The following is a 25,815-nucleotide window of genomic DNA, read 5'->3' as shown; positions in this document are numbered from 1 at the left end:
ATGCCTGGCGCACAACAAAAAAGCCGGCATCAGCCGGCTTCATGCCATACTTTTAGAACATGCCTTATCTTACTGATAGTAAGCATTTTCTGTGTAGGTATGATCGGTAACGTCGCGAACGGCCGTTATCTCAGGAACACGCTCTTTCAACGTCGATTCAACACCCTGCTTCAGTGTGAGACTCACCGCGCTGCAACCCTGGCAACCCCCGCCAAATCGCAGAACGGCAATGGATTCCTCGGCTACTTCCACCAGGGACACTTCGCCACCATGAGCCGCGAGGTTGGGATTGATTTCCGACGCCAGGATATACTGGATACGATCTGGCAAGGGCGCGTTCTCATCAACGTTGGGCACCTTGGCGTTAGGCGCTTTAATGGTCAGCTGCCCGCCCATCTGGTCCTTGGAGTAGTCCACAAAGGCTTCTTCCAGGAACGGCACCGAATTGTGATCGAGAAACAGCGTGAACTTGCCCAGATCAACCTGCTCGTCCGTCGGTACAATTTCGTTCGGCGGGCAGTAGGCAAGGCAGGTCTCGGCGTTCTTGGTGCCGGGCTGGGTTACAAAAATACGGACACCCATGCCCTCCACATCCTGTTTTTCGATAAGTTGTGCAAGGTAATCCCGAGCGGGATCTGTCACCGTAACCAATGCCATAGTTGCAACCCGTTTGAAAGTGTTCCTTCATTTTAAGTGAGATCGCTGCAACATGAAAGACCAAGTAAAATAGTCAGACTTTAATCGGTCCATTGATCAACATCATGAGGCCGTGGGACGACAACCGCCATTTTTGCTATGATCGCGCGCCATTGAGACAAAAACGACTTCCGGAAGTAATTGATATGACCGACCACAACGCTCGCCTGGACCGCCTGGAACAGCTTGGTAACGCCCTGAAAGAACGCATCATCGTCCTTGATGGCGGCATGGGCACCATGATCCAGAACCTGAAACTGGACGAGGCAGCGTTCCGTGGCGACCGGTTTGCCGATTATGACCGTGAGGTTCAGGGCAATAATGACCTGTTGAACCTGACCCAGCCCGCCCTGCTCCGCAATATACACGCGGACTATCTTGACGCCGGCGCTGACATTATTGAAACCAACACCTTCAACTCCACCCAGCTGTCGCAGGCCGACTATGGTCTCGAATCGATTGCGAAGGAATTGAATATTGAAGCGGCAAAACTGGCGCGCCAGATTGCGGACGAATTCACCGCCCGCGCCCCGGAAAAGCCGCGTTTCGTGGCCGGTGCGGTTGGCCCGACATCCCGCACTGCATCCATTTCACCGGATGTTAACAACCCTGGGTATCGCAACGTCGATTTCCAGACCCTGGTCGACAATTATTACGAAGCGGTGGAAGGCCTTGTTCAAGGCGGCTCTGACCTTATCCTGATCGAAACCATTTTCGATACACTGAACGCCAAGGCTGCGATCTACGCCACCCAGCAGTACTTCATCGACAGTGGTATTGAGTTGCCAATCATGATTTCCGGCACTATTACCGACGCTTCAGGCCGCACCCTGTCTGGCCAGACCACCGAGGCATTCTGGAATTCCGTATCTCACGCCAGGCCTGTTTCAGTCGGTCTGAACTGCGCCCTCGGTGCCGACGCCCTGCGCCCCTACGTGGAAGAGCTCGCCAATAAATCGACGACCTACGTCAGCGCCCACCCCAATGCCGGGCTGCCGAACGAATTCGGCGAGTATGACCAGACGCCGGAAGAAATGGCGGAGATTATTGAAGGCTTTGCCCGTGACGGGTTTCTGAACATCATCGGTGGTTGCTGTGGCTCACGCCCGGACCATATCGAAGCCATCGCGGAAGCGGTTTCCAAATACCCGCCACGAAAGATACCAGAGCAAAAACCCGCGCTGAGGCTGTCCGGCCTTGAACCGTTTACGGGTGACGAGAACACCCTGTTCATCAACGTGGGTGAGCGCACAAACGTGACGGGCTCCAAGCGATTCCTGCGGCTGATCAAAGAGGAGCAGTACGAAGAGGCCCTCAGCGTCGCCCGCGACCAGGTAGAAAACGGTGCCCAGATCATCGACATCAACATGGATGAGGGCATGCTGGATTCGAAGGACGTCATGGTGACGTTCCTCAATCTGGTCGCCTCGGAACCCGACATCTCCCGCGTTCCGATCATGATTGATTCCTCCAAATGGGAGGTCATCGAAGCCGGCCTGCGCTGCATACAGGGCAAGGCAGTGGTGAACTCCATCAGCCTGAAGGAAGGCGAGGATGAGTTCCTCAAGCGTGCCCGTGACTGCATGCGCTACGGCGCCGCCGTCGTGGTCATGGCCTTCGATGAGGACGGCCAGGCGGATACCTTTGAACGTAAAACGGAGATCTGCAAGCGCTCCTACGATCTCCTCGTCGGTATCGGCTTCACCGCCGGCGATATCATTTTCGACCCCAATATCTTCGCCATCGCCACTGGTATCGAGGAGCACAACAATTACGCGGTGGATTTCATCAACGCCAGCCGCTGGATTCGCGACAACCTGCCCCATGCGTCCATCTCCGGCGGTGTCAGCAACGTGTCGTTCTCGTTCCGCGGTAACGATGCCGTGCGTGAAGCCATCCACTCGGTGTTCCTGTACCACGCCATCAAGGCCGGCATGAACATGGGCATCGTCAACCCCGGCCAGCTCGTGATCTACGACGAGATCGATCCGGAACTGAAAGAGTTGGTTGAGGACGTGGTGCTCAATCGCCGTGACGACGGCACCGACCGCTTGCTGGAAATTGCCGAGCGCTATCGCAGCAAGGGCGGCAAGACCCAGGAAGAAGACCTGGCCTGGCGCGAGTGGCCGGTTGAGAAACGGGTGGAGCATGCCCTGGTCAAGGGTATAACCAACTACATCATTGAAGACACCGAAGCCTGCCGGCAGCGCGCCGCCCGCCCGATCGAGGTTATTGAAGGCCCGCTGATGGACGGCATGAACGTGGTTGGCGACCTGTTTGGCGACGGCAAGATGTTCCTGCCCCAGGTGGTCAAAAGCGCCCGCGTTATGAAGCAGGCGGTGGCCCATCTGATTCCCTATATCGAGGCCGAGAAATCCGGCAATCAGCAAGCCAAGGGCAAAATCCTGATGGCGACGGTCAAAGGGGACGTACACGATATCGGCAAGAACATCGTGGGTGTGGTGTTGCAGTGCAACAACTATGAGGTCATCGACCTCGGCGTGATGGTGCCCTGCGACAAGATCCTTGACGTGGCAAAGAAGGAAAACGTCGACATTATCGGCCTCAGCGGCCTGATCACGCCGTCGCTGGATGAAATGGTCCACGTTGCCAAGGAAATGCAGCGGCTGGACTTCAACATCCCGCTGATGATCGGTGGTGCCACCACTTCCAAGGCTCACACTGCGGTAAAGATCGAACCCCAGTACAAAAACGACATCGCTCTGTATGTATCCGATGCCTCGCGCTGCGTGAACGTGGCCTCCCAGCTACTGAGCAAGACCGCCAAACCCGCATTGGTGGACGGTGCACGCACGGAGTACGACGAAATTCGGGAACGCCGTAAAAACCGCGGGGAACGTACCAAGCTGGTCTCATTGAAGGAGGCCCGAGCCCGCGCCCCGGAAATCCAGTTCGACGACTACCAGCCGCCGAAGCCAGCCTTCACCGGTGTACGGTCCTTTGAAACCTATGATCTGAAGCAACTGGTGGACTACATCGACTGGACGCCCTTCTTTATCTCTTGGGATATGTCCGGCAAGTACCCCGCCATTTTCGATGATCCAAAGCGCGGTGAAGCCGCCAGAACGCTGTTTGAGGACGGTCAAAAAATCCTTCAGCAGATGATCGACGAGAAACGCGTTTCCGCCAAGGCGGCGATCGGCTTCTGGCCAGCCAACCGTCGCGGCGACGATATTGTGCTCTACACCGACGAAACCCGGGAAAAGGAACTCACCACCCTGCACCATCTGCGCCAACAGGATGACAAGGCACCGGGCAAGCCAATGATGACGTTGTCGGATTTTGTAGCGCCGGAAGGTGACGGCCCCGTGGATTACGTGGGCGGCTTTGCTGTAACCACTGGCATCGGCGCGGAAGAGTTTTCACTGGAATTCAAGGATCGCAACGACGATTACAACGCCATCATGGTCAAGGCCCTGGCGGACCGTCTTGCGGAAGCCTTTGCCGAGCACCTGCACGAACGGGTACGGAAGGAATTCTGGGGTTATGCCGAAGACGAGGCACTCAGAAATGACGACCTGATCCGTGAACGGTACCGGGGCATCCGGCCAGCGCCCGGCTATCCCGCCTGCCCGGACCACACGGAGAAGGCCACCCTGTTCGACCTGCTCGACGCACCGGCAAACGCTGGACTGGAACTGACCGAGCACTTTGCCATGTTCCCGACTGCGGCGGTTTCCGGATGGTATTTCTCCCATCCCGAATCAAAGTATTTTGCGGTGGGTAAGATTGGCGTGGATCAGGTTGAAGACTACGCAACACGAAAGGGAATATCCAAGGCCGAAGCAGAGCGATGGCTGGCGCCCAGCCTTGCGTACGACCCGGCGGAATAATCACCGCCGGTGTCCGCCTTCACACACCAGCGGAAGCCAAGCATGACGGATAAACACGAAAACGAGCAATCACCCGACAAGCCTGCCGAGCCTGCCAAATCGGCAAAGAAAGCGAAGGCAGGACCGGGGGTTCTCAAGGTGATGCAGAGCATCCTTGCCGGCGCACTCGGCGTTCAGTCCGACAAGCGCCGTGAGGAGGATTTCTCAAGCCACAGTCCCTGGCCGTACATCATCGCCGGCATCCTGTTTACGGTCGGCTTCGTTGTTACCCTCGTGGTGGTCGTCAAGCTGGTGCTTGCCGGCCAGTAGCGATTACTGCCCGGATACCCAGACTACGGCGAAGGCAACGACCAGCATTACCAGTAAAACGGCGGCAACGGCGTCGGCCTGACTGTCGGTTCTCGCGGTCTTCTTCATACTCTTTCCTCGCTATGTCGTTATTATCTGTTTTGTCGCACACGCCTCTTTAAATCTAGGCGGGAAATTGTAATCAGTCCAGCAATATCTGGCTTTCTATATCACCTTAGTCGATAAACATATTTGGAAATAATCATTTTAAGAATAATGACACGGTGATATTCTCCCACGCAAGAAATGGCACTAAAGCCGTATTTCCAGCGTTTCAGCAGGACGTTCCACTATGTATGTTTATGACGAACACGACCGGCAGATGGCTGCCGAGCGCGTTGCACAATTCCGTGACCAGACCGAGAGAGCATTGGCTGGCGAGCTGAGCGAAGACGAGTTTCTTCCACTGCGACTTCAGAACGGATTGTATGTACAGCGTCTTGCCCCGATGTTGCGCATCGCGGTTCCGTACGGAATGCTCCGTTCTACCCAGCTTCGCCGCCTGGCACGCATAACCCGTGACTATGACAAAGGTTATGCGCACTTTACAACCCGCCAGAACGTTCAGCTCAACTGGCCGGAAATCGAAGACGTACCGGATATCCTGGCCGAGTTGGCGGAAGTGGAAATGCACGCCAACCAGACCAGCGGCAACTGCATTCGCAACACCACCACGGATCAGTTTTCCGGTGTGCAGGCTGACGAGATCACCGACCCGCGCCCTTACTGCGAAATCATCCGCCAGTGGTCTACCTTCCACCCGGAATTCGCTTTTCTGCCACGCAAATTCAAAGTGGCCGTCAACGCCTCCGAACAGTCCGACCGCGCTGCTATCCAGGTGCATGATATCGGCCTGCAGATGGTGCGCAATGATCAGGGTGAACTCGGCTTCCGTGTTCACGTGGGCGGCGGTCTTGGACGTACGCCGATGGTAGGCCCGGTTATCCGTGACTTCCTGCCGGAGCTGGACCTGCTCACATATCTTGAAGCCGTGCTGCGTGTTTACAACCGTTACGGTCGCCGGGACAACAAATTCAAGGCCCGCATCAAGATTCTGGTGAAGGCCCTGACGCCCGAAGGCTTTGCGGCGAAGGTGGAAGACGAATGGTCCCACATCAAGGACTCTCCCACTCGCCTGACCCAGGAAGCCATTGAGCAGTTCAAAGGGTATTTCACTGAGCCGGACTACCAGCAGGTTCCGGATGTGAAGGACGCTTTGGCAACCCAACGATTCGAGAACCGCGAGTTTGATCAGTGGATCAGCCACAACGTGGATACCCACAAGAACCCTGGCTACGCCATTGTGACACTGACCATGAAGAAAACCGGCACGCCGCCGGGCGATGTCAGTGATCGCCAACTTGAACAGATTGCCGACCTGGCGGACCAGTACAGCTTTGGTGAAGTACGGGTGACTCATCAGCAGAACGTAGTTCTGGCGGATGTCCGGAAAGACCAACTGTTTGAGCTGTGGCAAGCAATCACACCGATGGACTTTGCCACGGCGAACCTGAATACGCTGACCGATGTTATCTGCTGCCCCGGTGGCGATTACTGCGCCCTGGCGAATGCGAAGTCTATTCCCGTGGCGGAGTCCATTCAGCGCCAGTTCGATGATATGGACTACCTGTACGACATCGGCAACATTGATTTGAACATTTCCGGCTGCATGAACGCCTGTGGTCACCACCATGTGGGCAACATTGGCGTCCTTGGCGTCGACAAGAAGGGCCAGGAGTTCTACCAGATCAGCCTGGGCGGCTCCTCCCATCACGATGCCGCGATTGGCAAAATTCTCGGGCCCTCTTTTGCCCGGGAAGATATGCCGGAAGTGATGCAGAAAATCATTAATGTGTACGTCGATAACCGGACCGAGGAAGAGCCTTTCCTGGATACTTATCGCCGTATTGGCATCGAGCCATTCAAGGAGCGGGTTTATGCCTGATGTGATCACCAGTGACGGAAGTATCCGTCAGGACGATTGGGTTGTTGTGCCAAGGCCAGCAGACGGGGAGTCCCTGGATGTTCCCGAGCAACCTGCCCTGATTCCGGCCGATCTTTGGTTGGCGGGCAAGGAGCACTTTGAAGACCGTGATGATATCGGTGTGTGGCTCGACAGCCATGATGAGCCGGAGATTCTGGCTGGCGTGGTCAATGAGCTGCCGGTGATTGCGGTGAACTTTCCGAAGTTCAGCGATGGCCGCGGTTACAGTATCGCGCGGCTGCTTCGGGAGCGCCTGAGCTACCGGAACGAACTTCGTGCGGTCGGTGATGTGCTTCTTGATCAGCTGCAGTTTATGAAGCGGTGCGGTTTTGACACGTACGTACTGCGCGCCGACAAGGATATCAACAAGGCAGCTCGTTGCCTGAACTTCTTTACCCAGGGGTATCAGGCGGCGACGGATACGGACGAGCCGTTGTTTCGTCGTCGGGCTTCCTGACCTGAGGCATTCGCTTCAGGAGTACGAAAAGAAGGGGCTTACTTTCCAAAACACGCTCCTTGCGGCACATCCATGTGACGCTTGGGCTCCGCCATCCCTGGCTCCGCACAGTTTTGGAAAGTAAGCCCCTTCTCTTCTATATCAACCTCGCAGTCGCCTACTTGGAGTGATCCAGAACGATTTTCCCTGATGACTCCCCTTTCAGAAATGCCTTCAAGGCTCCATCGAGTTCACCACGCCCGATATCGCGGGCAGACGCTTCTGTTTTCCTGCACGCCCAGTCACCGGCAAATTTGTCCCAGACTGACTGTTTGTCCGCCAGCGGAATTTCAACCGAATCCACGCCCAGCAGGTTGTTGCCCCGCAGGATAAACGGCAGAACGGTGGTTTCCAGTTGTGGCCCGGCGACCAGGCCACAGCAGGAGACGGAACCGCCTGGGTGGATCTGCTTCAGCAATTCCGCCAGTGGGCCACCGCCAACGGTATCCACGGCGTTGGCATAGGCCGGTTTCAGCATTGGCTTCCTTTCGGCTGCCAGAGCTTCGCGTCCCAGCACTTCCGTGGCACCAAGGTTTTTGAGTGCGTCGGCATGATCTTGTTTGCCACTGATAGCCACGACTTCGAATCCGAGGCTCGCAAGCAGCTCAACCGCTACGCTGCCGACAGCGCCACTGGCACCACTGACGGCAACTTTGCCTTGCTCTGGCCTGGCACCCATGATCAATAGCTTTTGTACACACAGACCCGCCGTAAGGCCGGCCGTGCCGTATATCATGGCGGTGCGGGCGCTCCAGCCCTTGGGCATTGCCACACACCACTCGGCCGGTACCCGGATGTATTCGCCGAAGCCGCCGTCGGTGTTCATGCCCAGGTCGTAGCCGGTTACCAGTACCTGGTCGCCGGCTGAAAAGGAGCCAGAGGAGGCTTCAACGACTTCCCCGGCAGCATCGATGCCAGGAGTGTGGGGGAAGTTACGTGTAACACCCTTGTTGCCGGAGGCCGACAAGGCATCCTTGTAGTTCAGGGACGAATGACTGACTTTGATCAGGACGTCGTTTTCGGGCAGATCGGATACGTGCAGCGTCTGCTCAGAGCCCTCGTATTCGCCGTCCTGCTCCTGAACGCGCCATGCCTTGAATTCGGTGTCGTTTGTCATGACTCTGTTCCCGTTACTGTAGGTTTACTGGATTTTCTGGTTGCGGAATGCGCCCAGTACCCGCCATACGGTGTGTTCAAGTGCCGCGCTGGTGGCCAGGCCAAGCTTTTCCGGCAACGTGCGTTTGCGCTGGAAACCTACCGAGATTACGTCTGCACTGTCACAGGCCTCAATGAGATATTCGTCGGAGGTCTTGATCTCGTCCACCAGTTTGACCTCCAGCGCGCGGCGGCCAAACCAGATATCGCCGTTTGCAACGGCGGCAATATCCAGTTCCGGACGGCGTTCACCCACGTACTCTTTGAACAACACGTGGGTATCCTCAAGGTCTTCAAGGAATTTGGTTCTGCCTTTATCCGTGTTCTCGCCGAATACGGTCATGGTGCGCTTGTGCTCACCAGCGGTCAGAATTTCGAAGTCGACGTCGTTTTTCTTGAGGAAACGATGGAAGTTGGGCAGTTGGGCAACAACACCAATGGACCCGAGAATCGCAAATGGCGACGCGACAATCCGGTCAGCCACGCACGCCATCATGTAACCGCCGCTGGCGGCGACTTTATCCACGCAGGCCGTAAGCCGAATACCCTTGGCGCGAATACGGTCTAACTGGGCAGCCGCGAGTCCGTAAGAGTGAACCAGGCCGCCGCCACTTTCGAGACGTATCACCACTTCATCGGTTTCGGGCTCCGCAACGCTGAGCACCGCTGTGATCGAGCGGCGCAAAGAGTCCGTATCGCTGGCTTTGATATCGCCGTCAAAGTCCAGCACGTACACCTTGGGACGGGGTTTTTCCTCAGCATCACCGGATTTGCGCTTGGCCTTCTCGGCTTTCTGTTTGGCCTTGTCTTCCTTTTTACGGGCTTTCTCAAAAGCCTTGCGCTCTGAATCGCTGCGCAGTTTGGCCTGAAGTGACTCCCTCAGCTTGCGGTATTTCTCGTTGAGTTTGCGAACCCGCAGCTCACCGTCACTCCCCTGATCGTCCTTGTCTTTATGGGCAGCGGATAAAACCACTGAGACAATGACCAGAAGCGCCACCACGAGGGTGACCGTTTTCGCAATAAACAAACCGAACTCTGTCAGAAATTCCAAGTTGCTTCTCCAGGATTATTCTTGAGCGCTCGATTGTAACCGAGGTGCCCTGAGGTACAAGCCATAGAACCAATAACAAATTAAAACAAGCGTTCGATCGAGCTTGACACCAGTAATGTCTAACCCTAAAGTCGAATGGCTACGTCGGCTCACCCGGGCTTCCATGCAGGCGAAAGGCCAGGAACCAGAAGCCGTCAATACGCCACGACAACCATCAATAAGGGTAAAATAATGTCTGTAGCTCAGATATTCGAGAAACTCGAACAAAATTTTAACGCGGACGCAGCTGAAGGCCTGGATCTGGTATTCCAGTTCGACATCGAGGACGACAAGACCTATCACCTGGTTATCAAGGATGGCACCTGCAAGATGGCTGAAGGCGCCCATGACGATCCTTCCGTCACCCTGATCATGAACTCCGAAACCCTGCAGGGCATCGTTTCCGGCGAAACCGATGGCATGCAAGCCTTTATGGCCGGTCAGCTGCGCGCTGAAGGCGACATGATGCTGGCTACCAAGCTGGGCGAGCTGTTCAACATGGGCTGATCGATAGGCTGATCGCTCTTTGAACGCCATAAAAAAACCTGCCCAAACGGCAGGTTTTTTATGGCCATTGAATAACGCAACAGGACTAAAGCCCCACGTCCTCCAATGAGGATTCCGCCAGCTTCAACAGGTCAGCATTTCGATCTTCGCGCCTGCCTACACTCTCTATATAGTACTCAAGGGACGTTAGTGCGTCCGCCAGTGCTTCCAACACCTGAGCCTGAGGCGCTTCCCTGGCATCCAGCAATCGTTCCTGAATGGACGCCGCCACGCGCTCCAACACCGAAGCCGCGCCGGGATCGTCCAGCATGTGCAGACCACCCCAGATACTGTGCAACGTAGCAGGCAGGTTGGCGAGGTGGAGCTTGTCGTAGTCGGACTCGATGAACGCCGTTATGGCACGTTTTGCGAGGGTCAGCGCACTTTTCGCTTCGTCGGCCACCACGTAGGTGGCTTCCTGAAGGTAAAGAGATTCTTCACGGGTACGCTGCCCACCAGCAAGAGCGTCGGTTTCCGAGGTGATGCCACGAACCACGATTTGCATCACGGCGTCCTCGATACCCAATACGGAATCGGCCAGCTTGTAGAGCTCATCGTCCGCTGGCAGGCGACTCTCTTCCTCCCAGGTCCGCAACTTCACGGCCTCACCCCGGGCCATGGTTCCCAGCTGGTTGAGATCCAGCATCACCAGTGTATTGGCAAGGCGCTCAAGCGCATCTGCAATGGAGGACAACTCCGCCAGGTCCGGCTCGATGCCGCGCTCAACAATGTCCAGCTTGTCCTTGAGCTGATTCAGTTCGTCCTGCAACGCCGTCGACAACGATTTGAGAACATCGGTGCCCGGGCCATAAAGACGACGGGCATGGGCATCAAGCATGGAGTCCGGGAATTCCGCGGGCGTCAGTCGGTAAGCTGACAACACGGAGGTTACCTCGGGATTTGCCGATCCACTTCTATAGAGCAGGTACACCAGATCACGAATGAGAGAATCCGGCGCATCCTTGGCCGTGGCCACCTTGCCGACGTATACGACTTCACGGGAATATTTCTCGATACGCATGAACATGCGCTTGCGGGCTTTGCTGAACCCCATGACCCGATCAAGCATGGTATCCGCCACAATGGCAACCAGACACCACATCTGCCCCATGGACTGCCCCTGGCAAAGCCGAGCAAATCCACGCGCCGCCCGGCCAAACAACTTTTTACTCACCACATCGTTCTTTTCACGAAGCACACCCAACAGCGCGACCTGGAACGTCAAACGCATACGGCGGGCCAGTATCTCGTATTCCGCTTCGTTACCGTCAAACGTCTGAAGAGAAAGCCCCGAGCAGAAGTCCGGCCGTTCCTTGACATCAACATCGAAGAAACAGGATTCCGGGTAGGGTTTTTCCTTGCGGGCTTCGCGCAGATCATTGATAACCGGCAGCAGCAGCTCCGGATGGTCCGCACGTTGCTGATGATAGTATTCAACATAACGGCGCAAAATGAACAATGCGCTGTTGAGAGTCGTCAGGAGGATATTCTTGTCATCGTTGGCGCCAACGGGAACATCATTGGCCATACTGACGGCTTCCTGGCACAACAGAGTGCCGGCACGCAGTTCGACAAGAATGAAAATACCGCGGAGCTGATTCAGAAAATCCACACAGTTCTGCAGATCCTCACCGCTTTCACGGTTTTCCTGAAAGCGTTCAAGGCTGGACTCTGCCTGTCTGATGGTCTGCTCAATCTCACTTTTGACCAGATCAAATGACTGTGATTTCGTCGCCAGAGACGATTGAACCATAAACGCTTCCTGTAAATTATGCGGAAACTACCGCGTCCTGTTCTTGGAATGTGATCTTTTCGGTTGTTTGAAGAATCACTTTATGAGCCAGATTTACCCTTCCCGGCTAAAATAAAAAGTTCGCGAAAACTCGCGAACTTATCATTACTTATAACACAAAACTCAAGTAGCTCAAGAAAGCAGGAATGTAACAAAACGTACAGCGCGACACACAGTTCGCACTGCCAAAAGAATATTCTGCCTAGCTCGGCTTATTCTTCAGCTGTAAGCCTTTCCCATACAGTTGTACCGGCCTGCTTTGCCAGCAATGCCATGAATTCGTCGTGGGCGGAGCGCTCATCGTCACTGGCCCTGGGTACCGGCAATGGATTGCGATTATCCGCCAGGCGACGGATACCGCCCTCACCGCCAGCTTCGTCACCGCCAGCATCCAGGGAGAGTGCTGTCTGCCCGCCAGTAAGCAAAAGATAGACGTCAGCAAGAATTTCCGCATCCAGCAAAGCGCCGTGCAGCTCACGATTACTGTTGTCGATCCCGTAACGCTTGCATAAGGCGTCCAGATTATTTTTCTGGCCGGGATGCTTCTTGCGGGCAATGGCAAGGGAGTCCACCACGCCGCAATGTTCAGTCGTCCTGCGAACAGGCTTCAGACGGGCGAATTCGGAATCCATGAATCCAATATCGAACGCCGCGTTGTGAATAACCAGCTCGGCCCCTTTTATGAACTCAAAGAACTCGTCGGCTATTTCGGCGAATTTTGGCTTGTCCGCCAGGAACTCGTTGGTGATGCCATGAACCGTTATGGCTTCCGCCTCCACTTCCCGCTCCGGGTTAATGTAGACGTGATAGTGCCGACCGGTAATCTGACGTTCCATCAACTCAACGCAGCCAATTTCGATAATCCGGTGACCTTCCGTCGGGTCGATACCGGTGGTTTCCGTATCCAGTACAATCTGTCTCATGGTTTTCCTATGGTTACCCCATTGGTTACGCCGTTGTTATCCGGCGCTCGCCAGTTCTTCCACACCGCGATTGGCCAGCTCGTCTGCCAGCTCGTTGTCAGGATTGCCCGAGTGCCCTTTCACCCAATGCCAATTGACCTTGTGGCGGGCCACCTCATTGTCCAGCTCCCGCCAGAGATCTTCATTCTTGACCGGCTTCTTTGCGGATGTTTTCCAACCGTTTCGCTTCCAGCCCGTCATCCATTCGGTGATGCCCTTACGGACATATTGGGAATCGGTATAAAGCTCCACGTCGCAGGCGCGCCTGAGCGCTTTCAAACCCTGTATCGCAGCCATCAACTCCATGCGATTATTGGTGGTATTCGCTTCACCACCGTGCAACATCTTGTTGGCATCGCCGTACCTCAGAACAACGCCCCAGCCTCCTGGCCCAGGGTTGCCCTTGCAGGCGCCATCGGTATAGAGAACAACCTTACCGGCCATCAATACTCCTCGACATGCTTGTGTTTCAGTATGGCGCACCGACCGTTTTCGGGGCGCGCCGGGTAGTCACGGGAAGCTCCCACTGCGCCCCGTCCTGGCAAGGCAATGACTTTCTGCCCCTGCCAGGCTGGTCTCCGTTGTAACCTGGAGTAAACGCGTTTTTTGGCAAGGATACAGTAATAAGCCCCCACCGGCAGGAAACGGTTGCCGCACACCCTTTCCATCAGGCCCCTGCGCTCTGCGAGTGCCGCCCGCTGAAGCGGAACCTGGAAAAACGAGGAGCCCGAGGACTCCACAGAAAAGTCCAGTAGCCGGAGCCAGTCCTCCATGCGTCCCTTCATCAGAAAACGACCACCCCAGGGGCCTTCATGGTGCCTGGAAACCAGTTTCCTCACGCCCCAAAGGCTAAACGGGTTAAACCCGATCAGCACCATCATGCCCTCCCCCCTAAGCACCCTGGAGGCCTCTCGCAAAGCCTGGTGGGGATGCGGCGAAAAATCCGCCGTGTGGTGGAGAATCACCAGGTCCATGGAGTCACCGGGAAAGGGCAACTCATCGGCATCGCAGACCGCCACACCGTCGGGAATGGAAGACTGCCAGTTCGGCGTCGTCAGAACACGTTGGGCAAAATCCGTCCCACTGGCCAGTGGCAGGCGATGACTGACGGCAACCTGCAACTGTCTCGCACCGGAGAGGGCGCGAACATGGCGCTCAACGCAGGCGCGCTGGTCAGCCAGCAGTGAACGGCCCAGGGGCGTCTGGAACCAGCTCTCGAAGCTGTCATGTCGGGCGGGATAGTCAACGTCACCTGTTGGGCTCATTGCTGCGTTCCCCTGGTTCGTTTCTCCGGTGTTGGGGCACCGGGATTAATACTCTATGATAACAGTCACACTCGTATCGCACATGTGGAGCCTATGCTGACCATTAACGCTATTCCAGCCTTCAATGACAACTACATCTGGTGCCTGTCCAACAGTGAGGACCGTAAGGCATTGATCGTGGACCCCGGGCAGGCGGAGCCGGTCATCGAGTTCCTGGCAGACAACGGACTGGAACTGGACACCATACTGGTGACCCACCACCACCCTGACCATGTTGGCGGCGTGAGCAAACTCGCCGGAACAGTATCCGACTGCAGAATCATCGGCCCGGCGAATTCTCCCTTCAAGGGCGCCACCAGTGAAGTGCACCCCGGGGATGACGTGGTCTGGCAACAGCTCACATTCAGTGTCCTTGGTGTTCCCGGGCACACTCTCGACCACATTGCCTATTATACCGACGTTCATGTCAACGACCGTCCGGTCCTGTTTTGTGGCGATACCCTGTTTGTGTGCGGTTGTGGACGCCTGTTTGAAGGGTCTCCGGAGCAAATGAAACGCTCGCTGGAAAGCCTTAGGGGCCTGCCAGACGACACAGCCGTGTATTGCGCCCACGAATACACACTAGCCAACCTTAAGTTCGCCCGTCATTGGCTACCTGATGACGAGCCGCTCAGGGATTTCGAAGCCCGCTGCCAGAAACGTCGCGACGATGGCATGCCCACCGTTCCATCCATCCTTGGTGAGGAAAAGCAACTTAACCCTTTCCTGCGCTGGGACGACAAGGCGGTAATCGAAGCTGCGCACCAATACGCTCAGAAAGCGGGCCTGGCCGTCGAATCGGACAACGACGTGTTCGCAGCCACAAGGCACGGCAAAGACACATTCTAAAGGACACGTTCTAAAGGATACGCTCAGAGGCGGGTAACAATTTCTATCAATGACGTAACGCGAGTCTTGTTGACCCCCCGAAAAGCCTTCCAATAGAATCCGTGAAACTTTTGTGTCATAACTCATTAAATATGCCGGGTTTTCATACAGTTCACCCCGGCGTCGACCAGCCACCGGAAGTAGTCATATGACGGTCTCGCGATTTTCCACCCTGTTTCTCCTTGGCGCACTTGCCAGTGGCTGCAGCGCTCTTGATCCTTTCTCAGAGTCTCCATCAAGTGACGTACTGGCCTCAGAAAAACTGACCGTGGCCGCCGGTGACGATGAGCTTAAAGAAGCGATTGAGTCCTCGCCTGGTGACGAATCAACCGGCCGCGCGTCCCGGACGAAGCTCGACGACGCCATCGACCCAACGCTCAAGAAAACCGCGGAAGACGCCAGGGAAAAGCTCGACGATCCTGACCAGAAGATCGCGGAAGAGAATGACGCCACACCGGACCTGTGGCACCGCCTGCGGGCAGGCTTCGCGCTGGATCACGATGCCAGCGAACCCAGGGTCCAGGCGCAACTGAACTGGTACAAAAAGCACCCGCGCTACATTGATCGAGTCGTCGATCGTGGCAGCCGCTACCTGCACTATATTGTTTCCGAAGCCGAGAAACGTGGGCTGCCCACGGAACTGGCCCTACTGCCCGTGGTGGAGAGTGCCTTCGATCCGTTTGCGTACTCCCACGGCCGTGCTGCCGGCCTGTGGCAATTCATTCCTTCCACGGGCAAGTATTTTGGCCTGACCCAAAGCTGGTGGCATGACGATCGCCGCGACATCATTGCTGCCACCGACGCGGCGCTGACGTACCTTGACCGACTGGCAACGCGATTTGACGGCGACTACATGCTGGCACTTGCGGCTTATAACAGTGGTGGGGGCACGGTTTCCAGCGCCATGCGCCGCAACCGCAAGCGCAATCAGCCAACGGATTACTGGTCCCTCGACCTGCCTCGGGAGACTCGCCATTACGTCCCAAAACTGATCGCCCTGGCGAAGATCTTTGATGATCCACAGGCCCACGGCATCGAACTGCCCCCGCTGGACGACGAGCCCTACTTTGAAGTCGTCGACACCGGTTCGCAGCTCGATCTGGCCCAGGCAGCGGAACTGGCCGGTGTCGATATCGACGAGATTTACCTGCTCAACCCCTCGTACAATCGCTGGGCGACATCACCGGATGGTCCCCACCGTCTGCTAGTTCCCCGCGACCAAGCTGAAACCTTCGCTACGGCCCTCAAGAGCATGGATCCGGCGAAGCGCGTTTCCTGGCGGAACTACAAGGTGGAATCCGGCGACACCCTGAGCACCATTGCCAAACGCTACTCCACCACACCCTCGGTGATACAGCAGGTCAACAACCTCGACAGTCACATCATTCGCATCGGCCAACGGCTGATGATTCCCTCTGCTGCCGAACAGGCGGGCACCTATTCCCTGAGCGCCAGTGAACGACTCGCCAGAAAGCAGGAACGGAGCGGCAAGAACGCCAATGGCACCCGAGTTGACTACAAAGTTCGCTCCGGGGACACCTTCTGGGATATTGCCCGCGAGCATCGGGTGTCCGTTCGCCAGCTGGCGTCCTGGAATGGCATGGCGCCCGGTGATCCTCTGATGCCCGGCAAGAAACTGGTCATCTGGTCCAAGTCGAAACAACCCGCCATGCTGGCCAGCACCAATCGTGGCAAAGGCATGGTACGCAAGGTGGGCTATCAGGTCCGCAAAGGGGATTCCCTGTCGACCATCGCCAGCCGGTTTGCGGTTAATGTGAGAGACATCGCAAGCTGGAACGACCTCAACACCTCACGTTATCTTCAGCCCGGGCAAAGTCTGGTACTCTATGTCGACATAAGAAACAGCCCCTGAGTCTGAACCGAAACGTGCGAGATCTATGACAAGAACACGGAAAGCCTCATCCCTCATCAGTGTTTTGACCGTTACCGCCATGGTTCTCCTCCCATGGCAATCAGCTTCAGCCGAGCCGGACGCACGTCACGGCATCGCCATGCACGGCGAGCCCCAATACTCCGAAGGCTTCCCGCACTTTGACTACGTTAACCCCGGGGCGCCCAAGGGCGGCGTCCTTCGAATGGCCGTGGTGGCCAATGGATTCGACACCTTTAACCCTTTCGTTATTCGCGGTGTAGCCGCGGCGGGCATTAACACATACCTATACGATACGCTGATGGAACCGTCGGCGGACGAACCCTTTTCCGCGTATGGCCTGATTGCCGAGTCTATTGAAACCCCGGAAGACCGCAGTTACGTGACCTTTCATCTGCGTGATGAAGCCCGGTTCCAGGATGGTGAACCCATTACCGCGAAGGACGTGAAGTTTTCGTTCGATGTTCTGACCACCAAAGGCCATCCTTTCTATCGCAACTATTATGCAGACGTGTCCGAGGTAATCATCGAAGATGAGCGGACTATCCGCTTCGAGTTTGGTGACACCAACAACCGTGAACTGCCACTGATTCTTGGCCAACTGCCCGTTCTTCCAAGTCATTACTGGAAAGATCGTGAATTTGGCGACAACGGTCTGACACCGCCCGTTGGCAGTGGCCCGTATCGCATTAGCGACTTCGAGGCGGGCCGCTCCATCACCTTCAAACGGGTGGAGGATTACTGGGCCAGGAACATCGGAGTGCGAAAGGGGCGGTATAACTTCGATGAAATTCACTATGACTACTACAAGGATGACACCGTCGCCCTGGAGTCCTTCCGTGCCGGTAATTTCGATTTTCGGGTAGAGTCCTCGGCTAAGAACTGGGCCACCGCCTACACCGGTAACCAGTTTGACTCCGGCAAGGTTAAAACTGAAGCCGTAGAACATGGCCGCCCTGCCGGCATGCAGGCGTTCGCGATGAACACCCGCCGCCAGGTATTCAGCGACCCTCGTGTACGGGAAGCGCTGGCTTACGCGTTTGACTTTGAATGGGCCAACAAAAATCTTTTCTTCGGGCAATACACCCGTACCTCAAGCTACTTCGAGAACAGCGAGCTGGCGTCATCAGGACTGCCCGAAGGTCGCGAACTGGAGATCCTTGAGCCTTACCGCGATCAATTGCCCGACGATGTATTCAATGAAGAGTATCAACCCCCTTCGACGGCGGGTAAAGGCGGGCTTCGCGATAACTTCCGTACAGCCCTGACGTTGTTACGGGAGGCCGGCTATGAGGTCAGGGATGGCACCATGGTGAACCGGGAAACCGGTAATCCACTGGCCTTCGAGATCCTGATCTTTCAGAAAACCTTTGAACGGGTGGTGCTGCCCTTCAAGAACAACCTCGAAAGACTCGGCATTGATGTGTCCGTACGCCTGGTGGATACCAACCAGTACATCCAGCGCCTTCGTGAGTTCGACTACGACATGACCGTCCAGGGCATCGGCCAGTCCGACTCTCCTGGCAATGAGCAGCGGGAGTACTGGCATTCCTCCAATGTCGATGTGAAGGGCTCGCGCAACTATATGGGGGTGGGTAGCCCGGTGGTGGATGAATTGGTCAACCTGGTCATCCAGGCGCCTACCCGGGAGGAGCTTGTTCATCGTACGCGGGCGCTGGACCGTGTGCTGCTGCATGGACACTACGTGATTCCAAACTGGTACCTGGCCAAGGATCGGATCGCGTACTGGTCGTTCCTTCAACGGCCGGAGACGGTTCCCAAAAACGGTGTGGACATCAACAACTGGTGGGTAAAAAGCACTGACCAATGACGCAGATCTCTGATACAACTTTGACGGAGTTCCGCTGAATGGGCAGTTATATCCTCAGGCGCCTTGCGCTGATAATCCCCACCCTCCTCGGGATCATGTTGCTCAATTTCGTCATTGTTCAGGCCGCCCCTGGCGGTCCCGTTGAGCAGTTGATTGCGGAAACCGAGGGGCACGGTGGTAGCGCCCTTTCCCGGGCCAGCGGCGGTGGTGCCGGCGGCGAGGTTACCTCCTCAAGTGGCGACAGCCGCGGCTCCCGCGGCCTGCCGGAAGAGCTGCTCAAAGAAATAGAGGTTATGTACGGCTTCGACAAGCCGCCCCACGAGCGATTCCTGAAGATGCTCGGGGATTACGCCACCTTTGATTTTGGCGAGTCCTTTTTTCGGGACCGCTCGGTGATCGAACTGATTCTGGACAAGATGCCGGTGTCCATCTCCCTGGGGTTGTGGTCCACCCTGATTATCTACCTGATCTCGATCCCCCTCGGCATCCGCAAGGCGGTCACCGACGGATCGCGATTCGACGTCTGGAGCAGTTCTGCCATCGTGGTGGGTTACGCCATACCAGGCTTCCTGTTTGCGATACTGTTGATCGTCCTGTTCGCAGGGGGCAGTTATCTGGACTGGTTTCCTCTGCGGGGGCTGACGTCGTCCAATTTCGATGAACTTACCTGGTACCAGAAAATCGGAGATTACTTCTGGCACCTCGCATTGCCTGTAACGGCCAATGTCATCGGCGGCTTTGCCACCCTCACCCTGCTGACCAAGAACTCTTTCCTCGATGAGATCAGCAAGCAGTATGTGGTGACCGCCAGGGCCAAGGGGCTGGAAGAGAAACAGGTGCTTTACGGGCATGTGTTCCGCAACGCCATGCTGATCGTCATTGCCAGCCTTCCCGGCGTGCTTGTGTCGCTATTCTTCACAGGCTCATTGCTGATTGAAGTGATCTTCTCCTTGGATGGCCTCGGATTACTGGGCTTTGAGGCAGCGTTGAACCGGGATTATCCGGTGATATTCGGCACCCTCTATATCTTCACGCTGATGGGATTGGTACTGAAGCTGATCAGCGATATCACTTACGTTCTGGTGGATCCCCGCATCGATTTCGAAAGCCGGGAGGGATCGTAGGTATGGTGACGCTCTCTCCCATCCAGCAACGGCGACTGCGCAACTTCCGCAATAATCGTCGTGGCTTCTGGTCCCTGTGGATATTCCTGGCCCTCTTTGGACTCTCACTCATCGCCGAGGTGATTGCGAATGACGTGCCACTGGTCGCCTACTACAAAGGGGATGTTTACTTTCCGATCGTGGAAAGTGTACCCGAGGAGACGTTCGGCGGGTTTCTGCCCACCGAAGCCGACTACCGCGATTCGTTTATCGCCGATGAAATCGAGGCAAATGGCTGGATGATCTGGCCCCCCATTCGCTTTAGCTACAACACCACGAACTATAACCTTGAGGTACCATCTCCGGCCCCACCCAGCGCTGAAAACTGGATCGGCACCGATGACCAGGGCCGGGATGTGGCTGCGCGGGTGATTTACGGGTTCCGCATTTCCGTCCTGTTCGGGCTTGTGCTGACCATTCTCAGCTGCATCGTGGGCGTGGTTGTGGGTGCTATCCAGGGCTACTACGGTGGTAAGGTTGATCTGCTGGGGCAGCGATTTATCGAAGTCTGGTCAGGGCTTCCGGTGCTCTACCTGCTGATTATTCTGTCAAGCATCGTGCAACCTAATTTCTGGTGGCTGCTGGGCATCATGCTGTTGTTCAGCTGGATGGGGCTGGTGGATGTGGTTCGCGCGGAATTCCTGCGCGCCCGCAATTTCGAATACGTTAAGGCCGCGAGAGCCCTGGGACTGGGCAACCGCAAGATCATGTTCCGCCATATCCTGCCCAACGCGATGGTGGCCACCCTCACCTTTCTACCGTTCATCCTGACCGGTGCCATAACCGGCCTGACGTCACTGGACTTCCTGGGATTTGGCCTACCGTCCGGGTCACCCTCACTGGGTGAGCTGATCGCCCAGGGTAAATCCAACCTCCATGCCCCGTGGCTGGGTATATCGGCGTTTGTGTCCCTGTCCATCATGTTGACGCTGCTGGTGTTTGTCGGTGAAGCCGTCCGTGATGCCTTCGATCCGAGAAAGAACTGATATGTCGCAACTGCTGGAAATCCGGGATCTGTCCATACGTTTTGACGACACCATTCAGGCCGTGGATCGATTGTCGCTGAGTATCGACAATGGTGAAACCGTCGCCCTGGTGGGAGAAAGCGGCTCCGGGAAATCCGTATCCGCCCTGTCCATCCTCCGACTGCTCGACGAACGCCACGCCAGTTATCCCTCAGGTGCGATCCTGTTCCAGGGAGAGGACATGCTGAAGGCCAGCCAGAAACGCCTTCGACAGATCCGCGGACGTCACGTCAGCATGATTTTCCAGGAGCCAATGACCTCGCTCAATCCATTGCACACGGTGGAAAAGCAGATCAGTGAAACCCTGGCACTGCACAAGGGGATGCGTGGCCCACAGGCTCGTGCCCGTTGCGTGGAACTATTGGATTTGGTCGGCATCCCCTCGCCTGAAGAGCGCCTGACGAGCTACCCTCATCAGCTCTCCGGCGGCCAGAAGCAGCGCGTAATGATTGCCATGGCCCTCGCCAACGAGCCGGACCTGCTGATCGCAGACGAGCCGACAACAGCACTCGACGTCACTGTCCAGAAGCAGGTACTGGAATTGTTAAAAGACCTGCAACAAAAGCTGGGCATGGCGATCTTGCTGATCACCCACGACTTGTCCATCGTGCGGCGCTATGCAGACCATGTCGTGGTGATGGAGCAGGGACAACTGATCGAGGAAGCGCCGACAGCGCAGCTGTTTGAAGAGCCACAGCATGCTTATACCCGTCGCTTGCTGGACGCAGAACCACCGGCCTCGCCGTCGGGCACCATGGTCGACAACAAGTCGCTGCTGGACGTGAACAACCTTGATGTGCGCTTCGTTACTCGCAAAAGCCTGTTTGGTCGGCCTCAGTCGTGGTTTCAGGCGGTCGACGACGTCAGTTTCTCGCTCAACGAAGGCGAAACCCTGGGTATCGTTGGTGAAAGCGGAAGTGGCAAGACCACGATCGGCCACGCACTGCTGAAGCTCACTTCCAGTCGCGGCAGTATTCGGCTCAGCGGCGAAGAACTCGGTCCGCTCGACCAGAAGCAGTTCCGGCCATGGCGCAGCCGTATTCAGATTGTGTTCCAGGACCCATTCGGTAGCCTCAGCCCGCGGATGTCAGTCGCCGAGATCGTGCGTGAAGGCCTGGAAATACACGTACCGGCAACACCCGAAGAACAGGACCGAAGGGTCATACAGGCGCTCACCGACGTCGGGCTCGACCCACAGGCCCGTCACCGCTACCCTCATGAGTTCTCCGGCGGTCAGCGCCAACGCATTGCCATCGCCCGGGCGCTGGTGCTGCAGCCAGAACTCATCATTCTGGACGAGCCCACCTCTGCCCTGGACAGGACGGTGCAAAAACAGGTGATTAACCTGCTGCGGGATCTCCAGGACAAATATGGTCTAAGCTATGTGTTTATCAGCCACGATCTGGCCGTGGTCCGGGCACTGAGCCACAAATTGCTGGTACTGAAGAGTGGTCGGGTCGTGGAATACGGCGATGCCGCCGGGATATTCAATACACCAAAGCACGATTACACCCGTGAACTGCTTGGGGCGGCCCTGTTCTACAGCCAATAAAGCGCAATGACAGGCCACGCCCGATTACTACGACCAATTGAGCGTTACCCGCACCGCTGCGGTTCATGGATAATGCCTTAAACTGAAACACAGGGAGAATCGTTATGGGATTACTCAGTGGCAAAAAAGCACTGATTGTCGGCGTTGCAAGCAAACACTCGATCGCTTATGGCATCGCCGAAGCCTTTGCCAAACAAGGCGCCGAGCTGGCATTCACTTACCAGAATGAAAAGCTCAAATCCCGAGTAGAGAAATTCGCCGAAGGCTGGGGCAGTTCGCTGATTTTCCCGTGCGATGTTGCCAGCGATGACGAAATAGAAGCTGTGTTCACCGAACTGGGCAAGCACTGGGACGACATCGACATTATTGTCCACTCTGTCGGTTACGCCCCGGCCAACGAGCTGGATGGCAACTATGTGGACGTCACCACGCGGGAAGGCTTCCGCATCGCCCACGACATCAGCTCCTACAGCTTTGTTGCCCTGGCCCAGGCCGGTCGCAAGATGATGCATGAAAACAGCTCCCTGCTGACCCTCAGCTACCTGGGTGCCGAGAAAGTACTGCAGAACTACAACGTCATGGGACTGGCCAAGGCTTCCCTTGAGGCGAACGTTCGCTATATGGCCGGCAGTCTGGGGCGTGATGGCATCCGGGTCAACGCCATCTCGGCAGGGCCAATCAAGACCCTGGCGGCCTCTGGCATCAAGAGCTTCCGCCGTATGCTGGCCGAGAATGCCAGGCGGGCACCGTTACGCCGCAACGTGACTACCGACGAAGTGGGTAACGCTGCTGCCTTCATGTGTTCTGACATGGCCAGCGGCATTACTGGTGAAATCATGTACGTTGATGCCGGCTTCAACATTACCGGCATGGGCGAGTTGGAAGACTGAAGCTCCCGGTTTTCCCGGCAGGGCTTTCGGGCCTTGCCGGGACGACTTAACCCTCAGACATCGCCTTTGCGACGGCTTCCACCCACTCCAGATAGGACGTGTCATCCGACTCCAGTATCTGAAGTCCCACCAGCCAACTGGTTTCAGTGCTTGCACGACACCAGACAACCTCCACCATCAGACCAAACGGCTTATTGTCATCCTCCAGACTGACCCAGGCAGGTAAGAGCGCACCCTGGGTTACCGGTTCTGCGGTCGTCAACCGGATACCACGGGCAGAGACATCGCTGGTGCGTGATACCAGAGACCGTCCGGACTGATCCCCCTCGACATCCGGAATCGGTGATTCCAGCTCCAGGGTCACACTTGCGCTCGCAGCCAGCCGGTACTCGGAACGGTTATCCCCAGATTCCGGAGCATCCTCGTAGTCGCCAAAACTGTAATCGATATCGCTCATGATCATCTATCCGATAGTGTTTTATCCGGTCAGTTTCGACCGACCCTGATACGGCCAACCACCCGCGACAGAGCGTCATCAAACTCTGCAGAGCTACCAAGTACGCGTACCCGGCCCATCACCACGTGATCCACGAGTTCATCCACCAGGAATTCGCGGCGATTCAGCCCCAGTCGGTCCACAAAAACCAACTTCCGGGAGGCATTGATCCGTACGGCCAGCTTCAGGCGAACGGCATCCTTGTCCTCACCGCTACTTTCCTCGACGATCCAACCACCCAGTTTGATGCCTTCCACCAACTCCCTCGCAGCGGTCTCCCGCTCCTGCAACAGGCGTTGCTGCTCGGCTTCTTCATCAGCGATACGTCGATCTTCTGCCGCTTTCTTCTGCCTTGCGAGTTCAGCCTGCCTGGCGGCTTCCTCCTGTTGGCGCAATTGTTCCGCTTCCGCCTTTTCCCGACGCAAGGTTTCTGCCCGGGCTCTCGCCTCCCTGGCGGCTTCTTCCCGTTGCAACGTCTGGCGTTCAAGCACCACAGATAGCGAGGTAATGGTTTCCGCCAACACCTGACCGAAGGGAGTCAATGGTGGTAATAATCTCAGGGTGCCGCTATCGAGAGCCGTGGAGAACCTTGGCCAGGGCATTAGTCCCAGTTTGACCCCGGCACCATTGGTCCAGAGCGCTTCACAGGTATCCGGTAGCAGAGCAAAGAAATACCGACGTCGCTCCGCGGCGCCCTCACCTTCCACAAACCATTTTCCCAACAACGGCTCAACCTCGGCCTCGGGCGGTGCGGAAAACGACAACCAGGAAGGATCCCAGGAGAATCGGTCGCCTTCCGGCAACGCGGAAACCAGCTCGGGCGTTTCGCCCCTCAGACGATCCACCATAACCGACTGGATTCCTTGCAGGGCCGAGTCATCCAGGGGCTTGCCGTTGACGCGGTTCCAGACGTCGCTGATCCGGTCACCAATTTGCTCCCCCACCGTATAGAGGCGGTTCCTGTCCTTGTCGGAAAGCGCCGGATCACCAATCCAGACAAGCCATTCCAACAGTTTGCTGGCATGCCGCCAGTTGTCGCCCTCGGTGCCTTCCTGCCAGACAATCTGCTTGATCAGGGCAAACCAGTGATCAAAGATAAACCGAACCACGGCTTGCGGCAGCTGACGATTCTGGAGGGCCCGGCCCACCAATGCCCTAGCCGTCTGTTCCGACTTTCTTTGACGGGCGGCGCCCTGCTCGGTTTCCAGCAACCGCTGACGTAAACGCTCATTCTGCTGTTCGCGCTTTCCCGCATCCTCTTCCCACTGACGGCAGAATTCGATAACCGGCCCGACGTCCCCGGAATCGAAACAGCCGGACACCGCTATGGTCAGTGAATCCAACTGATCCAGGAGGGCCCTCCCTGAGCGCCCGCTGGAACCACTCCATCCCCTGCAGTCCTGCAGGCTGTCAAGCCAGTGCACGATGGTATCGTTCAGCGCTCCGGCTCCCTCAAGGTTCATTCGCCAGGCGAGAAAGAACCGAAGGCGGGCAATTCGCAGGGCCAGTTCGGGATGGAGGCCGCTGGTCTTGAGAAACACATCCATGATTCGGTCCGCCACATAGGCGGAATTGATCTGCCTGACCGACCAGGTCAAGGATACCGAGCGGATCACACGGGTCACGGGCTCATCCCGCTGCTCCGTCCAGCAGGACAGCAACAATGGGCGCCAGTCGCTGGCTGCGTCTGCAGCAACCTTTCCCGCGGGATAGGGAAGATCGGGTACACGAATGCCTGAAAGCACGTCCCCAATCCTCTTTACCACCTGTTTCCGGGACAGTACTTTGCGCTTTTTCTGCGTGCTCTGCTGCATCCGTTCCCCGCGCGTCAGAAGCGTTGAAAAGGTTCATC

The 25,815-nt window shown here is 56.6% G+C and carries 21 protein-coding genes; 12 read left to right on the top strand and 9 right to left on the bottom strand.

From position 1 onward, the window contains the following. Positions 1–69: 69 nt before the first annotated feature. Complete coding sequence (gene nfuA, locus B3M52_RS08600; protein ID WP_007152088.1) at positions 70–657, bottom strand: Fe-S biogenesis protein NfuA; 588 nt, start codon at positions 655–657, stop codon at positions 70–72. A gap of 185 nt (positions 658–842) precedes the next feature. Between nfuA and metH the strand changes: the two genes are divergently transcribed. From metH to B3M52_RS08580, 4 genes are all read left to right on the top strand, one after another. Beyond that, positions 843–4,550 (top strand): methionine synthase, encoded by a 3,708-nt coding sequence (gene metH, locus B3M52_RS08595; protein ID WP_075195228.1) that lies wholly within the window; start codon positions 843–845, stop codon positions 4,548–4,550. Between the two features lie 42 nt (positions 4,551–4,592). Then, positions 4,593–4,859, top strand: coding sequence for a DUF2970 domain-containing protein (locus B3M52_RS08590; protein WP_036207475.1), 267 nt, complete (start codon positions 4,593–4,595; stop codon positions 4,857–4,859). A gap of 331 nt (positions 4,860–5,190) precedes the next feature. Beyond that, entirely contained in the window at positions 5,191–6,843 is a 1,653-nt protein-coding gene (locus B3M52_RS08585) for a nitrite/sulfite reductase (RefSeq protein WP_286749400.1), read from the top strand. Further along, positions 6,836–7,339 (top strand): DUF934 domain-containing protein, encoded by a 504-nt coding sequence (locus tag B3M52_RS08580; RefSeq protein WP_036207481.1) that lies wholly within the window; start codon positions 6,836–6,838, stop codon positions 7,337–7,339. The genes B3M52_RS08585 and B3M52_RS08580 overlap by 8 nt, the downstream gene beginning before the upstream one ends. A gap of 157 nt (positions 7,340–7,496) precedes the next feature. On the opposite strand, the gene B3M52_RS08575 is transcribed toward B3M52_RS08580, so the two are convergent. Next, a complete protein-coding gene (locus B3M52_RS08575) occupies positions 7,497–8,495 on the bottom strand; it encodes a YhdH/YhfP family quinone oxidoreductase (RefSeq protein WP_075195229.1) in 999 nt (332 codons plus the stop codon). Positions 8,496–8,519: 24 nt separating this feature from the next. Further along, the gene (gene sohB, locus B3M52_RS08570; protein ID WP_036207487.1) at positions 8,520–9,584 is read right to left on the bottom strand and encodes a protease SohB; all 1,065 of its coding nucleotides are present in this window, start codon (positions 9,582–9,584) and stop codon (positions 8,520–8,522) included. Positions 9,585–9,815: 231 nt separating this feature from the next. On the opposite strand from sohB, the gene B3M52_RS08565 reads away from it, so the two are divergent. Next, positions 9,816–10,130, top strand: coding sequence for an SCP2 sterol-binding domain-containing protein (locus tag B3M52_RS08565; protein ID WP_007154761.1), 315 nt, complete (start codon positions 9,816–9,818; stop codon positions 10,128–10,130). Between the two features lie 85 nt (positions 10,131–10,215). On the opposite strand, the gene B3M52_RS08560 is transcribed toward B3M52_RS08565, so the two are convergent. The 4 genes from B3M52_RS08560 to B3M52_RS08545 form a co-directional block, all read right to left on the bottom strand. Continuing rightward, complete coding sequence (locus B3M52_RS08560; RefSeq protein ID WP_036207491.1) at positions 10,216–11,922, bottom strand: hypothetical protein; 1,707 nt, start codon at positions 11,920–11,922, stop codon at positions 10,216–10,218. A gap of 251 nt (positions 11,923–12,173) precedes the next feature. Then, positions 12,174–12,884 carry a DNA polymerase III subunit epsilon gene (dnaQ, locus tag B3M52_RS08555; protein ID WP_041333319.1) on the bottom strand — a complete coding sequence of 237 codons (711 nt, stop codon included), beginning with the start codon at positions 12,882–12,884 and terminating at the stop codon, positions 12,174–12,176. Positions 12,885–12,920: 36 nt separating this feature from the next. Further along, complete coding sequence (gene rnhA / locus B3M52_RS08550; protein WP_036207497.1) at positions 12,921–13,367, bottom strand: ribonuclease HI; 447 nt, start codon at positions 13,365–13,367, stop codon at positions 12,921–12,923. Beyond that, on the bottom strand, positions 13,367–14,188 hold the full coding sequence (locus B3M52_RS08545) for a class I SAM-dependent methyltransferase (protein WP_085680564.1): 822 nt from the start codon (positions 14,186–14,188) through the stop codon (positions 13,367–13,369). The genes rnhA and B3M52_RS08545 overlap by 1 nt, the downstream gene beginning before the upstream one ends. Before the next feature lie 93 nt (positions 14,189–14,281). Between B3M52_RS08545 and gloB the strand changes: the two genes are divergently transcribed. The 7 genes from gloB to B3M52_RS08510 all read left to right on the top strand — a co-directional run bounded on the left by gloB (position 14,282) and on the right by B3M52_RS08510 (position 23,467). Then, positions 14,282–15,076, top strand: coding sequence for a hydroxyacylglutathione hydrolase (gloB, locus tag B3M52_RS08540; protein ID WP_041333315.1), 795 nt, complete (start codon positions 14,282–14,284; stop codon positions 15,074–15,076). A 187-nt stretch (positions 15,077–15,263) separates the two neighbouring features. Beyond that, on the top strand, positions 15,264–16,988 hold the full coding sequence (locus B3M52_RS08535; RefSeq protein WP_278366505.1) for a lytic transglycosylase: 1,725 nt from the start codon (positions 15,264–15,266) through the stop codon (positions 16,986–16,988). 25 nt (positions 16,989–17,013) lie between these two features. After that, positions 17,014–18,837, top strand: a complete 1,824-nt coding sequence (locus tag B3M52_RS08530; RefSeq protein ID WP_286749399.1) for an extracellular solute-binding protein — start codon at positions 17,014–17,016, stop codon at positions 18,835–18,837. 38 nt (positions 18,838–18,875) lie between these two features. After that, on the top strand, positions 18,876–19,961 hold the full coding sequence (locus B3M52_RS08525; protein WP_151982279.1) for a microcin C ABC transporter permease YejB: 1,086 nt from the start codon (positions 18,876–18,878) through the stop codon (positions 19,959–19,961). Between the two features lie 5 nt (positions 19,962–19,966). Then, positions 19,967–20,986: an ABC transporter permease gene (locus B3M52_RS08520; RefSeq protein ID WP_227517939.1), complete on the top strand. Its 1,020-nt coding sequence runs from the start codon at positions 19,967–19,969 to the stop codon at positions 20,984–20,986. 1 nt (position 20,987) lies between these two features. Beyond that, positions 20,988–22,577: an ABC transporter ATP-binding protein gene (locus tag B3M52_RS08515; RefSeq protein ID WP_091643887.1), complete on the top strand. Its 1,590-nt coding sequence runs from the start codon at positions 20,988–20,990 to the stop codon at positions 22,575–22,577. Between the two features lie 104 nt (positions 22,578–22,681). Then, positions 22,682–23,467: an enoyl-ACP reductase FabI gene (locus B3M52_RS08510; RefSeq protein ID WP_036205512.1), complete on the top strand. Its 786-nt coding sequence runs from the start codon at positions 22,682–22,684 to the stop codon at positions 23,465–23,467. A gap of 46 nt (positions 23,468–23,513) precedes the next feature. On the opposite strand, the gene B3M52_RS08505 is transcribed toward B3M52_RS08510, so the two are convergent. Then, on the bottom strand, positions 23,514–23,924 hold the full coding sequence (locus B3M52_RS08505) for a PilZ domain-containing protein (RefSeq protein WP_036205924.1): 411 nt from the start codon (positions 23,922–23,924) through the stop codon (positions 23,514–23,516). Between the two features lie 29 nt (positions 23,925–23,953). Continuing rightward, the gene (locus tag B3M52_RS08500; RefSeq protein ID WP_091643884.1) at positions 23,954–25,777 is read right to left on the bottom strand and encodes a DUF1631 family protein; all 1,824 of its coding nucleotides are present in this window, start codon (positions 25,775–25,777) and stop codon (positions 23,954–23,956) included. Positions 25,778–25,815: the final 38 nt, after the last annotated feature.

The sequence above is a fragment of the Marinobacter sp. UBA2688 genome (assembly GCF_002352785.1).
GTDB classification, from domain to species: domain Bacteria; phylum Pseudomonadota; class Gammaproteobacteria; order Pseudomonadales; family Oleiphilaceae; genus Marinobacter; species Marinobacter salarius.
The sequence above is the reverse complement of the archived record's forward strand: the minus strand, read 5'-3'. Positions and strand labels throughout refer to the sequence as shown.